Here is a 14023-nt window from a genome sequence, read left to right as displayed (position 1 = left end):
TTATGGTTTTTTAAGAGCGCAAAATGAAAGTTCTTCACACTTCAGACTGGCACCTAGGTCAGCAATTTTATGAACATGATCGCCGTCATGAACACCATGCTTTTTTCTCTTGGCTGTTAACCACCCTCGTTAACCAACAAATCGATTTATTGCTTGTTGCAGGTGACATTTATCATACTGCCACACCGAGTGCTAACGCCGAAAACCAACTCTATCAATTTATAAAAAACGCCAAAGCCCAGTGCCCACAATTACACGTTGTTATTATTGCGGGTAATCATGACTCCGCTAATCGTATTTTGGCTGCACAGCCCTTATTAGCCCAGTTTGATACTCATGTGGTAGGGCGGTTTGATCCTGCTAAACCCAGTGACGTTGTAATAACGATTAATAACGATGATAAACGCGCTGTGGTACTCGCTATGCCTTTTTTACGCACCAGTGACATAAGCACGCTTAGCCAAACCGAAAATGGCCCCAGTTACGCACAGGGCGTTGCAAAAGCCTATGAACTTGCTCTTGAACATGCGCTAACACTTAACGCTGAAAATACGCCTTTAATTGTTATGGGTCATTTGCATGCAAAAGGCGGTAATATTTCCGGTGACTCTGAACGTAATTTGGTCATTGGCGGTGAAGAAGCTATTTCAGCGTCGGTATTTGGTAAGCAAGCCAATTACGTCGCACTAGGCCACTTACATAAAGCACAACTAGTGGCTAAAAATGAGCAAATACGTTACAGCGGCACACCTATTCCAATGTCGTTTTCAGAAAGAAAGTATACCCATCAAGTAAATGTGGTTGAATTTAGCGAGCAAAAAAACCAACCGTTAAACACCGCTGTAAACCCCCTTTACATTCCGCGCTTAGCAGAAGTCATTGTACTTCCTGAAGGAGAGTGTGTGCCTTTAGCGCAGCTGTGTGAGCAAATAAAAGCACTCGATACAGAGCAATACGACATTGCTCCTTACTTACGAGTAAAACTTAAATCAAGTGATATCGATACCACCTTTCGAGAACAAATTGAGCAAGCACTTAAAGGAAAACAGGTTAATTTTTGTGGCATAGAGCGAGTTCGTGACCAGCAAATGAGTAATTCCTCAGAAACGGTATTTGAAGATTTAAGCTTTGTTGAAATGCTCAACCCAATTAGCTTACTCGAACAAGCATTTAATAATGATAAAGATATGGCCGCAGCAACCGTGCCCAATGAATTAAAAGCACTGTTAACCGACGTAATTGAAGAACTTGAACAGGAGCAACTGCTATGAAAATAACGGCTGTTCGTATTCATAATTTAGCCTCTATTGCCGATGCCGAAATCGACTTTTTAGCCTCACCACTCAAAGACGCAGGCCTCTTTGCCATTACAGGTGACACCGGCGCAGGAAAAAGCACCGTACTCGATGCTATCTGCTTAGCACTTTATACTAAAACTGCGCGTTTGAAAGGCGATAAAGGTAACCTAATTGATTTTAATGGCGATAACATTAAGCTTAACGATGCCCGCAATTTATTGCGCCGTGGCAAATGGGAAGGGTACGCCGAAGTAGATTTTAGTGGCCAAGACCAACAGCTTTACAGAGCACGTTATAGTATTCAACGTACGCATAAAAAAGTAACCGGCAAACTTAAAGTGGCCGAACATACTTTACATAGCCTACCCGATGAAACCTTAATTGCTGACAAAAGTGGCACCTTAAAAGCCATAGAAAATAAAATAGGTTTGACCTTTGAGCAGTTCTCGCGTGCGGTGTTACTAGCACAACATGAGTTTGCCGCCTTTTTAAAAGCCACTGGCGATGAGCGCGCGCAGCTTTTAGAGTGCCTGACTGGCACCGATAAATTTAGTCGAATAGGGCAGCGTATATTTGAGCGCAACAAAGCTATTAAAGATAAATTTGAATTACTAACGGCAAGTTTAGCCAGTTATACGTTATTGTCTGACGATGAGCTGAGTGAAAAACAACAAACGCTGGCTGATTTAAAACAACAAATTGAACACACTAAAACAACTTTAGCAACGACAGAGCAAGGCGTTAATTGGTATAAGCAAGCACATAGCTTAGAGCTGACATTAAAAAATGCTCAGCAAAACGAGCAACAAGCACATGCCGCACTCAATGCTGTTAAAGCGCAAACTGAGCAAGCAAAACAAGCGCAAAGTGCGCTTGAAATTAAAGATAACCGCCAGCGCTGTGAAAGCTTAACAGCGCAAAATAGCCAGTTAAATACACAAATAAAACAATTAAACGAGCTTGATCACAACGCGCTGATCACCGAGCAAGCCAGTAACGTTAAAAAACAGCAAAACGAATTAGATACAGCAAAACAACAAAAGCTAACGGCAGAGCCTCTGATTGCAAAAGCGCGAGAGCTCGACAGCCAATTAGCAATATATAACCAAACTATAAAAAGTCTGACTCAACAAAGCGCCAAAGAGCAGCAACAATTAAGTGATTTACAACAGCAGCTACAACAAAACAAAATAAGTGCAGAGCAAGCCACAACTCAAATCACAGGGCATCAGCACTGGTTGAACGAGCAGAGTCAATTAAAGCCATTGGCAACTGATTGGAACTATTTTCATCATAGTTTTAAGCAGTTTTTTAATACTCAGACACAACTAAAAACAACCCAGCAGCAAGCTCAGGCTCACGCAGAGCAACAAACAATACTCACAGCAAAACTTAGCGAGCAAAATAAACAACTCGAACAAGCAGAGCAAACGCTTACAACGCAGCAGCAAAGCCTAAATAAGCTAAACCAGCAGCACGCTCAATTTAACATTGAACAATGCGACATTAAGCTTAAAAACATTGATTATTTAAAAGATCAGCGCACACGCTATAAGCAGTTTAACCAAGAATTAAAACACACGGTGCAACAGCAACGTGATGTGGCAGAAAAGCTCAGCCACAGTGAACACACTAAAACTACGCTGCTTACGCATTTAACCAGCAAAGAGCAGGCACTTAAACACGCAGAGCAAGCGCTTAATCAAGCGAGGCTTCGTGCCAGTGAGCATGTTGAGCATTTACGCGCACAACTGGTTCCAAATGAGTCGTGTGCCGTTTGTGGGGCTACAGAGCACCCGTTCGCGAGCAATCAAAGCCAACCTTTTACAAACCTAATAACCGACTTTGAAAATGCATATAATAACGAAAAGCAGCAACACCAAGATGCTCAAACACAGCTTCATCAGCACCAAACACAACACGCGGTTTTGGTGGCAGAGCATACTCAGCACAACCAAGCCATTAGTGATGCACAAGCCAAAATGCTGGAAATTAAAAATACCATGCAAGCGGCTAAAACCGAGCTTAATGAGTTAACAGTTGAGCAGCTTGATGAAACTTATAAGCAATTAAGTGAACAAAAAACACAGTATTTTTCGGCGCAAAAACAGCTCAGTAATTTGCAAGAAACTGTTAACCAGCTGCAAAGCACAGTTAAAAAAGAACAAGCGACACAACAACAATTAAACACACAACATGTTGAGCTGAGCAATCAGCAATCTCAGCTTAATAACAAATGCGATGAACTAGCAACTCAAAGCGAAGCGCTTATAAATGAGCTCAATTTACATTTTGAATACAGTGATTTTTGGCACGCATTGCAAGCAGGATCGTTACCGCTTAGCGATTTAGCTCAGCAGGTAGAACAATATCAGCAAATCCAAGCACAGCTTGAGCAAAGTCAAAAACAATTCGACAGCGCCAATGTACAGTTACAACAACTAACACCGCTTATAACCAAAGCAGAGCAGCGAGTTAACACGCTCAATGAAGAATTAACTCAAACACAGCAACAGCACAATAATACGCAGCAACAGCGCTTAGCCTTATTTGATAACCAAACTATTAGCGCCGATGACTACCAAGCTAAACTGTCAGCACAGCTAGAGCACTGCCAAAACCAATTAAGTGCCAGCCAACAAGCACACGACAGCGCCGTAAAACAGCGCGATGAACACGCCATCACGCTTAAAAACCTTGAGCATCGTCTGGCAGATAACCACCAAGAGTTAGTGATGCTTGAAACGCGTTACAACGACTGGTTTAAAGAATTTAACATCCTTCATGGCGATATCAGTCATGAGCAAGTCACATTTTTACTAACTATCAGCAACGACGATATTAAAACTCAGTTAAAACAAGGCGAGCAACTATCGCAAGCAGTCGTTGATGCCAGTGCCGCGTTAAAGCAACAGCAACAAGCTAATGAACAGCATCAACAAAATAATCAGCCAACGCAAAGCGAAGCACAGCTAATTGAGCAACAAAACCACTTAAATACCCAGCAAACACAATTGCAAAATAGCTTACTCACCATCAACACCGCGATTGAGCAGCACAACCAAAATGCAAAAGCGCTTGAGGGCAAACAAGCTGAACTGAGCCAGCTCAAGCAACAGGTTGACCAATGGCATTTACTTAATAAAGTACTAGGTGATGCCACAGGTAAAACAATGCGTAATTTAGCGCAAACACAAACACTCAAAATATTGCTGCATTATGCTAATAGCCATTTAAAAACCCTTAACAAGCGTTATGAGCTCACTGCAATTGCTGAGTCACTTGATATAGCCATTATCGACCGCGATATGGCCGATGAACAACGATCGGTCAATACACTATCTGGCGGTGAATCGTTTTTAGTGTCGTTGGCATTAGCACTGGGACTTGCCTCACTATCTTCGAACAAAGTGCAAATTAACTCGTTATTTGTTGACGAGGGCTTTGGAACACTAGATAGTGAAACACTCAGTATTGCCATGGACGCGCTAGATTCATTGCAAGCGCAAGGTAGAAAGGTCGGTGTAATTTCACATGTAAGTGAAATGAGCGAACGCGTTGCTACGCAAATTCATGTCGCTAAAAAACCGGGTGGATACTCCACCATAAACGTAATTTAAGGAGACAGCATGCCCACTTTCACAGGCGAAGAAGCACAAGAATATGATAACCGCATTACCCGTTTAGTCCCAGGCTATGAGCTACTTCATCAACTAACCAATGCACAACTGCAAACCACGTTAAGCGACGATGCACACATTTTAGTGATTGGTGCCGGCACAGGTAAGGAAGTATTAGCATTAGCACAAATAAATCCTAAATGGCAGTTTACTGCCCAAGACACCTCCAGTGATATGCTCGATATTGCAAAACAGCGCTTTGCAGAGCAAGGTATTGATAGCCGTGTCACTATTGAATGTAGCCCAGTTGATAAAGTAAAAGCGAAAGCAGACGCCGTATTATGTTTACTGGTGATGCATTTTGTAGAAGATAACGGCGACAAAAAACAAATTCTTAAAAGCATTAAAACTAACCTTAAAAAAGGAGCGAATCTTTACATTGCTGATTTAATGCGCCCAGAAACAACATTTGAGCGTGAGTCACAATTAAACACCTGTGCTCAATTAGGCTTAACTGAAGCTGGCAAAACTCAAATGGGGCATAACCTCGAAAGAGAGTTTTACCCCCTAGATCGTATGCGCTTTAGTGAACTACTGAATGAATGTGGATTTGGTATTCCAAAGCTTTATTTTAAAGCACTTGGCTTTAGCGGTTACGTTGTATAAATTTTTGTCAAAAAAAAGCTAATATCATAATGATATTAGCTTTATTGCTTAACACTAGTTTAAGCGGAGTGAGTGCGCTTTAAAGCCCACTCCCTCTATAATTAGATGCAAACGATGTTTTCAGCTTGCGGGCCTTTTTGACCTTGAGTAACAGTAAACTGTACACGTTGGCCTTCAGCTAGCGTTTTAAAACCGTCGCCAGAGATAGCACTGAAATGTGCGAAAACGTCTGCGCCAGATTCTTGCTCAATAAAACCAAAACCTTTTGCTTCATTGAAAAATTTTACTGTACCAGTAGTTGTATTAGACATAATAATATCCTAAAAAAATAATAAAAAATTTGCCTTAAAATAGGCGTTTAACAGGAAGAAAACAAACATTTAACTTGAGGATATCGCGAAGGATTATTACTAATAACAACGAGGTACTTACAAATAAACAGGGCTTTCTATCAACCCGATGGCAAGCAGAATAACAGCAATACACTTTATAACAAGCTTTATTTACACTTTATTTTTACCTATTTAGGCAAAGCCCGCTGCCATAGGCTTTGCAGCGTCATCGGTTTAACTTTTTAAACTTCGTGTAAACATAACCTGTTAAAAGTGCAAGTTACGCGCTCTTACAATATCTTTCATCACAATGGTTGAGGTTAAACGTTGTACACCCGGTAAGGCTGATAGCTTGTCATCGTAGAGTTGCTGAAACGCGGCTAAATCTTTAGTAACGACGTGTAATAAGTAATCAGGGGTGCCAAATAAGCGTTGTGCATTGGTGATCTGAGGAATAGCATCCACCGCTTGCTCTAATTTGCTTAACGACGCTTTATCACCTTCTTTAATAGTAATAAATACTAACGCAGAAAAGTTTAAACCCACTTTTTCAGGTGATATTTCAGTTCTGTAGCCAACAATTGCTTTGCTTTTCTCAAGCTCTTTTACACGACGATGACAAGGTGACACGCTTAGCCCAACACGATCAGCCAATTCAGAAAGGGTGAGCCTGCCATCAACTTGCAACTCAGCAAGAATTTTCCTATCTATGGTATCCATAGTTGATTATTTCCTAAAATGAACGCTTATGTCAGTAAAATACAGTAACTTTTACTCATCAGAAAGAAATAAAATAGCAGCTCACTTATTTTGGGTTTTAGCGCATGGATACGTATGGATATTAATATTATTTTTTCTTTTTGGCTGGTATCAATCTTGTTTGTACTTACCCCCGGTGCCGATTGGGCTTATACAATCAGTGCAGGTATAGCGGGTGATAAAATCATTCCTGCCGTGTCAGGATTAATACTTGGGCATTTAATGGCTAGTTTGATTGTGGTGATAGGGTTAGGCGCGTTATTAGCGTCGCATGCCATTTTTATAAAGCTGTTAACCTTATTTGGTGCTTTGTACATAATTTGGATTGCCGTATCACTGTACCGATTTCCTCCAATGCCTGCAGCCTATAACGATGGCCAAGAACACACCTCAGACACGCCCCTAAAGTGGATGAGAAAGGGCTTTATAATTAGTGGCTTGAATCCCAAAGTGATGCTGTTATTTTTAGCCTTATTGCCGCAGTTTGTTTTACCAACACTGTCATTTTCTATTACTGAACAATTGCTGGTACTTAGCATTATTCATTTAGTTGGCTGTGCGCTGGTATATTGGTTAATAGGGGTAAGTGCCAGAAAAATCCTCAGCAACAATCCGGCGCTCTCACTAAAATTTGGCCGTGCATCGGCCTGCATCCTATTTATTTTGGGCTCGCTCATGCTAGTTGATAGCGCTAACACACTGAGCGTAACACTTACCTAAAAAACGAAAGTGGCTTAGATTATTCGCAACTGAGCCACTAATTCACTCAAACGGGCAATTTTAATATTACTCAGCTGCCTATAATCAAAATAGGGGCATACAATAATATTCTGGCTTTTATCTATAGCAAACTCATCATCAAGCCAATCAAGTTGGGCGTTTAACTTACCTTGTTGTATCAAGTTTTTAGCGTGAGTTCTTCCTGCAATAATGTGCAATTGATTTTTATGCTCAGTAAGCACCGGCGCACTAAAGAGTAATGCAGTCCCGCTATGCTGCTGTAACAACAGCTCATCTCGATATGCTTGCCAACTCACTGCTTGTTTAGCAAATGAGTAATATTCGCTGGGCAGGGCAAACAACACCTTGGCGTATACATTAAAAACTTTTCGCCAGCCATTGCCACAGTGCTGGTTTATGCTATTTATTTGCCCACTAACTAAAGGCTCTAGCTGCGCAAGTGTTTCAAAGTAAGGCATAGGGGGCGCTTTTGCTACATACACAGCAACACTGAATGAGTCATCACCTAACCCTATTAACTGACTGCTCACTTTAACTGCTCTTATTTTGCGCTAAAATACGATCAAGATTGTTAGCAAAGTTTTGTCTGTCACTTTGGCTTAATGGAGGCGGCCCACCACTCATTTCTACACCACTTGAGCGCATAGTATCCATAAAATCGCGTACATTTAGTAATGAACGAATGTTTTCAGTGGTGTAAAGCTCACCGCGCGGATTAAGTGCTTGGCCGCCATTATCAATCACTTCACTTGCCAGTGGAATATCTCCTGTGATCACTAAATCGCCTTTTTCAATCCGTTTTACTATTTCATCATCAGCCACATCAAAGCCCGATGACACTTGTAGTCGGCTAATAAATTTTGACGGTGGGATGCGCATGGCATGATTTGCAACCAGTATTGTTTCTGTTTGCGTACGCTCTGCGGCTCTAAATAAAATTTCTTTTATTACCACCGGACAAGCGTCAGCATCAACCCAAATTTTCATGCTAAGTTCTTTAAATTGCTTTAGTATTAAGGCGATCCTATAGCAATTTCTAAAGAAAAGGAAACAACATGAAACTCGCTTTTAAAACCGCATTATTTATTACCACCGTGTTTTTACTCAGTGCCTGTACCAGCGCACCCGAAGGAATAACCCCTGTTAAAAACTTTGATTTAGAGAAATACCAAGGCAAGTGGTATGAAATAGCACGATTAGACCACTCTTTTGAACAAGGAATGGAGCAAGTAACAGCCACTTATTCAATTAACGATGATGGAACGGTAAAGGTATTAAACAAAGGGTTTATTAGTAAAGAGCAAAAATGGGACGAAGCTGAAGGCTTAGCTAAATTTGTAGAAAACGCCGATACAGGGCATTTTAAAGTGTCATTTTTTGGCCCGTTTTATGGTGCCTATATTATTTTTGAGCTCGACCAACCTGATTATCAATATGCCTTTATTACCAGTTATAGCAAAAATTACTTATGGTTTTTATCGAGAAAACCTACAGTGAGTAAAGAGCTCAAGCAGCACTTTTTAAGCCAAGTAAAAGCGCTTGGTTTTGCAACAGATGAGATTATTTGGGTAAATCAAAAATCGCTGTAAAGGGGGTTTACATGCCCCTAGGTTGTAATAAAACATTCACCTTACTGTAAGGTAAACTAAATAAAGAGGGGCTATATTAGCCCCACTTGCAAAAGGAAAGGCAAGTACAAGACATAATGACAATCCCCCTTTTTAATTGGCAAGCCTGATGGCTTGCCATTTTTTACCTCAATTTAGCCTATTCTTTGGGATCAGGTTTTTACTAACTAAAGCCCATTTAAACCAAAAAATAACGTACTCGTAGCCAATATCAATAATACAAGCAAGTTAAAAAGCTTAGTTAAATTGACTAAAAAACTATAAAAAATCATTATAATTAAAGCACTTAACGACATAAACCCGCAAAACTGTAGAGCACCATAGCCGTGTAATTCGCTAACACAAAGCAGTAAACTTAGTAAAATACTGATCCAAGCAACACTCAGTAAGATTAAACGCTGCTGATCAGTAGGGCGCTTGTTAAAAACATCCTTAAAATGATTAAACTTAGCCAGTGCAAAGCAGTTAAAAGCCACCAAACATAAACTAAAAGGGAGCAATGCAATCATACTTTTTGCTCCTGAGTGTTTATCGGGCTAGGTTTTTTAGCTTGCAGTGCAGTACGTAATTTTTCGGTTTGTAACAAAAACAGCAAACCAAACAGTAAAAAGAGACTATCAAACATAAATAAAGCCCACTGCTCATTACGTAAATAACTAATTATATTACCTTGCGTTGTGAGCGCATTAACCACTGGCACACTAAAACAAGCAATGCTGTTTATGGCAGCCATAACACACCACAGCAACTTGTCACGCTTTACAAAAGCAATAATAAGTACACACAGCCAAGTTAAAAAGAAGGCAAGTATCTCTTTATCCGCGCGCTCCATTGCGCGTGTGCTAATTAATCGATTTGCTAAAAAGAACGCAGATGTTGCCAAGGGTAACCCCATTAAAGTTCCTAAATTAAGCGCTTCGACGAGTTTTAAACCCCATGATGGCTGGGCATTTTTTTTCATTCGCTCCCGAATACGCTTCGCCCACATAATACAGCCCGTGGCTATCATTATGCAGCCAGCAATGCCGCCTAAAAAGTATAAAACACGTAATAATGGTTCTGCTAAACGCCCAGTGTGCATTGAATTTAGTGACTCATACAGCGCTTTACTGCCGGTGAGTTCATCATCAGTATGAGCAACAAGCTCACCACTCGCTCCACTAAATATCAAACGCGGTGCTTGATCCCTTAATGTTTTTCCAGGACTGACCAAAACCATAATTGTCGCAGCGGCCTTATTCGGCTTATTTATAATCACCCGAGTTATATCAGCCTCTGGCCACTTAGTATAAACCTGATCCAAAACAGTATTGATAGGCACTAACGGCGCAGTGCCTTGCAACGACTCTGTTGCAGGACTACTTGGCGAAACATCATTAAAAAAGCCACGTATTCCATCCTCATAAACGGTTTGCGCGGGGTAGGGGAAAATCATAAATATCAGGGTAATAATGCCCGTATAAGTAATCATTAAATGAAACGGTAAGGCAAATACCGAACTTAAATTATGCACATCTAACCAGCTACGGCTGCCTTTATTAGCCCTAAAAACAAACATATCTTTAAAAATACGTTTGTGAATAACTACACCAGATATCAACGCAATGAGCATAAATAAACTAGCAAAACAGACAATCCAACGCGCCGTTTTTACATCGATATAATGCAAATCAAAATGCAGGCGATAAAAGAAATTACCCCCTCTGGTATCTACAAAGGGTGCTAAAGGCTGCATGGTATTTGGATTTAAACGGGTATTTTCGAACTGGGCTCTGCGCTGTCCAGGCTCTTTTGGTTTTGCATAACCATACGTTAAATAAGGTATACGCTCCTCAGGAAGCGTTATACGCCAATTAGGCGCATTAGGTGCTTGCGCATTTAAATACTCAACACCCGACACGATTTGTTGCTTTTGCGCGCCAATACGATCTGCCTGCTGCTCAATATTATGGACACTTGGCTGATTCCATAAGCTCACTTCATCTCTAAAAAAGCTAATAGTGCCTGCAAAAAATATTAAATACAGTAACCAACACACGAGTAAACCCACCCATGTATGTAACCACGTCATTGAACGAAAAAAACTCCCTTTCATAACCATTCCTTCAATAGCGATAACACGACAAGTTGCGCTGCAATACTTAGTAAAATACTGATCCAAACAGTTTTTAATGAATGAATATAAAAGCTATAAATAAACACTAGGGCATAAATTAAAATACTCGCAGACACACTAAGCAAAACCGCGTCAACTTTAGGCACAGGCACTACTGCACTTAATAGCGACACACTCACGGCTGTAAAAAAATACCCGCCAACAATGGCAATAAAAAAACGCGATAAAACCGCTAATTCATAGCTAAAGCGTTGCATAAATTGCCATAACATAGAAAAAACGGGTTTGGGAAAGTCTAAAAGACGGTTGGTGGCCTGCATAAACTGCAAATTCCTTTTAAACATAGCTAAAAAAAGATGGCGATATTATAACGCCAACAAATACAAAAGATAGTAATTCTTATTTGTATTTGAATGCAGTAATAGGCATTTAATTGAGTTAGTTAAATAGTGATCTATATAAAGATTAAAAGTCAGCTATAAAATAACCTATCTAAGTGAATGCTTACTCTGGATGCGTTGCTGTTACCGGCTAAATACATAAAGACACAGTAAACACACGTCCGTGTATGAAATTAAAAGTTAAATAAAGCACTCTATTTAATAAGTTTTTCCATAGCCTTAACAGGTAATTTTGATATAAGAAGCTAATAATTAGAGACCTTTTAAGCTATAAATTTCTCTCAAATAACACTGGATCAGTATTTTACCAACAAGGCATAAAATACCGCTGGCATAAACCGATTTTTTACTAACTTATTACCAAAGAAAGCTAAAAAACAACCAAAACAATGAAAAAACAGGCTTGAAAAATTAAATTTTATACTTTTAAACCGACATGTTAGTAAAAATCTGATCTTTGATAAATGCAGTTTAATCCGTAATGATTTTAACTGGGAAGGTAACAATAGAGATACAACGCGTAAATTATGCTCAAAAAATAAACATTTCGCATAGATGTTGCAGTCACTTTATTTCACCGCTTAAGCACAGAGCGACTGCCATAAAAAACTACAAAGTGGTTATGAAAGATTAAAAATAGTTTATAAACATTCATATAGGCTCAACATCAATTAAGTCGCTTTGACTATGCCTTAAAATAACTCCCTCTAGCGTTAAAAAATAATTAACATCGGTGCTATTTTTCTTGTTGCATTTTGCTGGTCAAAATTAATAACTTCATACTAATTATCTCTTTTAAAAAGCCTTGATGTTAACAAAAGATTTCATTTTGATAACAATTGTGTTTAAATCCGAAACAATGGACTGAGATAACCCTCAAAACTAATTTGCACGGAAGTAAAAAAATAATAATTTTTAAAAATGGAAAAACTATGAATAAAAAAATCTTTGCTGCTTCCGCTTTGCTAGCAATTTCATCAACTTCTTTACTTGCATCTAACCAAACATTTCAAGCAAGTGTAAATGGTTGGACTGAGCCTACTTTTGCAGAAGATAGCCCACTGCACTTTGGTAAAATTCGCTTATCTACAAGCTCAACCTGTACGATGGATAATGCAGGCGCTGTATCGGGTGACTGTGATGCGTCAGATGCAAACATTCAATTAGGTGGAATTACTGTATCTGGTTTAGCGCCAAATTCAGCAATGAATATTACTGTATCTGGAAGCACAGGCACTAACTTAACTTTTGCTCCAGTAACAACGGCTACAGATGGCACAACCAGTGTAACAACTGCTGACAATGTTGCGTCTGCTTTCACTACTGATGCAAGTGCAACCGATATTACTGTTAGTGTATATGGTGATATGACAGTTGATTCTACACTGACAGCGGGCGCTGCTTACACTGTAGATTATACTGTAGATGTGTCTTTCCAATAAGACTATGAAAGCTGAGGCTAACTTACTAAGTTAGCCTCAGTTTATTTTTTTGCGCAATTGCGCATTAAAAATAAAATGTGTGGAGCAACGCGCTCCACTTTTTATTATCATGTTGTTGAGTTGTCCCATGATTCTTAAACTTTTTTGTTGGGCCGCCCTTTGCCTAACTCTTTTACTACCTGAAATTTGTAGTGCCAACCTTGCGCTGTCTGAATACCGTTTATACTTTGATGGACGTACTAAAAATAATTCACTACTTATCCGCAATACCTCTAATAAAAATCTCGATTTTAAACTTGTTGTTACCCATAAAGATATGACCGAAGAAGGAGCACTTATAGATGTTACTCCGCAACAAGTTGAAGGACGCTCTGCCAAAAACATGCTACGGTTTTCTCCACGTCGCGGCACTATTGCCCCAAAAGGGATGCAAGCTATCAGAATGACCGTTCGCAAAAAAGCTGAGCTTGCTGTAGGCGAATACAGGGCGGTGCTTAAAATCATAGCCTCTGAGTCACAAAACCCCGACATTGATGGAATAAGCATTAGACCTAAAGTTGCTTACAGCGTGCCTGTTATTGTTCGTCATGGCCAATTAGAGGCTGACTCAGAATTAATAAACCCGCAATTAATTACTCAAAATGGGCGTCCGACTCTAACATTTTGGCAAACACTCACAGGGAATCGCTCTGTGTATGGAAACTTTGAATTAGTCGATGAGAATAATGTAATGATTGGTGAAATAGTCAATGTGGCCGTTTATACCCCTTTATCACGTCGCAAGGTATACATCACTTTACAGGCCCCTGTGACAGGGCCTGTGACACTCAATTACAAAGAAAACGAGCTTTACGGCGGTAAAATCGAGTTAGCGATCCCTATTAATATCAAATAACAAATGCTACACATTAATGCCTTATACTATGGTATAACGGCTCGCTTGTTACTTTGTACATTACTGTTAATTGTACCCAAAGCAATCATCGCAAAGCAGTTACCGACTCTTTATCAATGGCCTAT

14 protein-coding genes are annotated in these 14023 nt (G+C 39.8%); 7 read left to right on the top strand and 7 right to left on the bottom strand.

What is annotated here, in order from left to right:
* Positions 1 to 23: 23 nt before the first annotated feature.
* Genes PSM_RS15570 through PSM_RS15560 form a run of 3 tightly spaced genes read left to right on the top strand, consistent with a single transcriptional unit; the run spans position 24 to position 5584 of the window.
* Entirely contained in the window at positions 24 to 1271 is a 1248-nt protein-coding gene (locus tag PSM_RS15570; RefSeq protein ID WP_013462817.1) for an exonuclease SbcCD subunit D, read from the top strand.
* Complete coding sequence (locus tag PSM_RS15565; protein WP_013462816.1) at positions 1268 to 4918, top strand: AAA family ATPase; 3651 nt, start codon at positions 1268 to 1270, stop codon at positions 4916 to 4918. The genes PSM_RS15570 and PSM_RS15565 overlap by 4 nt, the downstream gene beginning before the upstream one ends.
* A 9-nt stretch (positions 4919 to 4927) precedes the next feature.
* Positions 4928 to 5584: a class I SAM-dependent methyltransferase gene (locus PSM_RS15560; protein WP_013462815.1), complete on the top strand. Its 657-nt coding sequence runs from the start codon at positions 4928 to 4930 to the stop codon at positions 5582 to 5584.
* A gap of 101 nt (positions 5585 to 5685) precedes the next feature.
* Here the strand turns inward: PSM_RS15560 and PSM_RS15555 are convergent, their stop codons facing one another.
* Both PSM_RS15555 and PSM_RS15550 read right to left on the bottom strand, forming a co-directional pair.
* Entirely contained in the window at positions 5686 to 5895 is a 210-nt protein-coding gene (locus PSM_RS15555; protein WP_011329603.1) for a cold-shock protein, read from the bottom strand.
* Positions 5896 to 6183: 288 nt separating this feature from the next.
* Positions 6184 to 6636, bottom strand: coding sequence for an Lrp/AsnC family transcriptional regulator (locus PSM_RS15550; RefSeq protein ID WP_013462814.1), 453 nt, complete (start codon positions 6634 to 6636; stop codon positions 6184 to 6186).
* A gap of 114 nt (positions 6637 to 6750) precedes the next feature.
* On the opposite strand from PSM_RS15550, the gene PSM_RS15545 reads away from it, so the two are divergent.
* Complete coding sequence (locus PSM_RS15545; protein ID WP_013462813.1) at positions 6751 to 7395, top strand: LysE family translocator; 645 nt, start codon at positions 6751 to 6753, stop codon at positions 7393 to 7395.
* 14 nt (positions 7396 to 7409) lie between these two features.
* Here the strand turns inward: PSM_RS15545 and PSM_RS15540 are convergent, their stop codons facing one another.
* The gene (locus PSM_RS15540; RefSeq protein WP_013462812.1) at positions 7410 to 7946 is read right to left on the bottom strand and encodes a DUF6942 family protein; all 537 of its coding nucleotides are present in this window, start codon (positions 7944 to 7946) and stop codon (positions 7410 to 7412) included.
* A gap of 1 nt (position 7947) precedes the next feature.
* A complete protein-coding gene (locus PSM_RS15535; RefSeq protein ID WP_008110780.1) occupies positions 7948 to 8403 on the bottom strand; it encodes a YaiI/YqxD family protein in 456 nt (151 codons plus the stop codon).
* Positions 8404 to 8471: 68 nt separating this feature from the next.
* Here PSM_RS15535 and PSM_RS15530 point away from each other — a divergent pair, with 68 nt between their 5' ends.
* Positions 8472 to 9005, top strand: coding sequence for a lipocalin family protein (locus PSM_RS15530; protein WP_013462811.1), 534 nt, complete (start codon positions 8472 to 8474; stop codon positions 9003 to 9005).
* A 206-nt stretch (positions 9006 to 9211) separates the two neighbouring features.
* Here PSM_RS15530 and PSM_RS15525 read toward each other — a convergent pair whose 3' ends face one another.
* The 3 genes from PSM_RS15525 to PSM_RS15515 are packed head-to-tail and all read right to left on the bottom strand — an operon-like array spanning position 9212 to position 11480.
* On the bottom strand, positions 9212 to 9553 hold the full coding sequence (locus PSM_RS15525) for a DUF3325 domain-containing protein (protein ID WP_013462810.1): 342 nt from the start codon (positions 9551 to 9553) through the stop codon (positions 9212 to 9214).
* On the bottom strand, positions 9550 to 11139 hold the full coding sequence (locus PSM_RS15520) for a PepSY-associated TM helix domain-containing protein (RefSeq protein WP_013462809.1): 1590 nt from the start codon (positions 11137 to 11139) through the stop codon (positions 9550 to 9552). The genes PSM_RS15525 and PSM_RS15520 overlap by 4 nt, the downstream gene beginning before the upstream one ends.
* Positions 11136 to 11480 carry a hypothetical protein gene (locus tag PSM_RS15515; RefSeq protein WP_013462808.1) on the bottom strand — a complete coding sequence of 115 codons (345 nt, stop codon included), beginning with the start codon at positions 11478 to 11480 and terminating at the stop codon, positions 11136 to 11138. Before PSM_RS15515 ends, PSM_RS15520 begins: the two co-directional genes overlap by 4 nt.
* Positions 11481 to 12493: 1013 nt before the next feature.
* Here PSM_RS15515 and PSM_RS15510 point away from each other — a divergent pair.
* Both PSM_RS15510 and PSM_RS15505 read left to right on the top strand, forming a co-directional pair.
* Positions 12494 to 13003, top strand: coding sequence for a hypothetical protein (locus PSM_RS15510; protein ID WP_013462807.1), 510 nt, complete (start codon positions 12494 to 12496; stop codon positions 13001 to 13003).
* A gap of 127 nt (positions 13004 to 13130) precedes the next feature.
* Complete coding sequence (locus tag PSM_RS15505; RefSeq protein WP_236613546.1) at positions 13131 to 13898, top strand: hypothetical protein; 768 nt, start codon at positions 13131 to 13133, stop codon at positions 13896 to 13898.
* Positions 13899 to 14023: the final 125 nt, after the last annotated feature.

This window comes from Pseudoalteromonas sp. SM9913, from assembly GCF_000184065.1.
GTDB classification, from domain to species: domain Bacteria; phylum Pseudomonadota; class Gammaproteobacteria; order Enterobacterales; family Alteromonadaceae; genus Pseudoalteromonas; species Pseudoalteromonas tetraodonis.
Note: the sequence above shows the minus strand (reverse complement) of the source record. Positions and strands in the feature narration are given on the sequence as shown.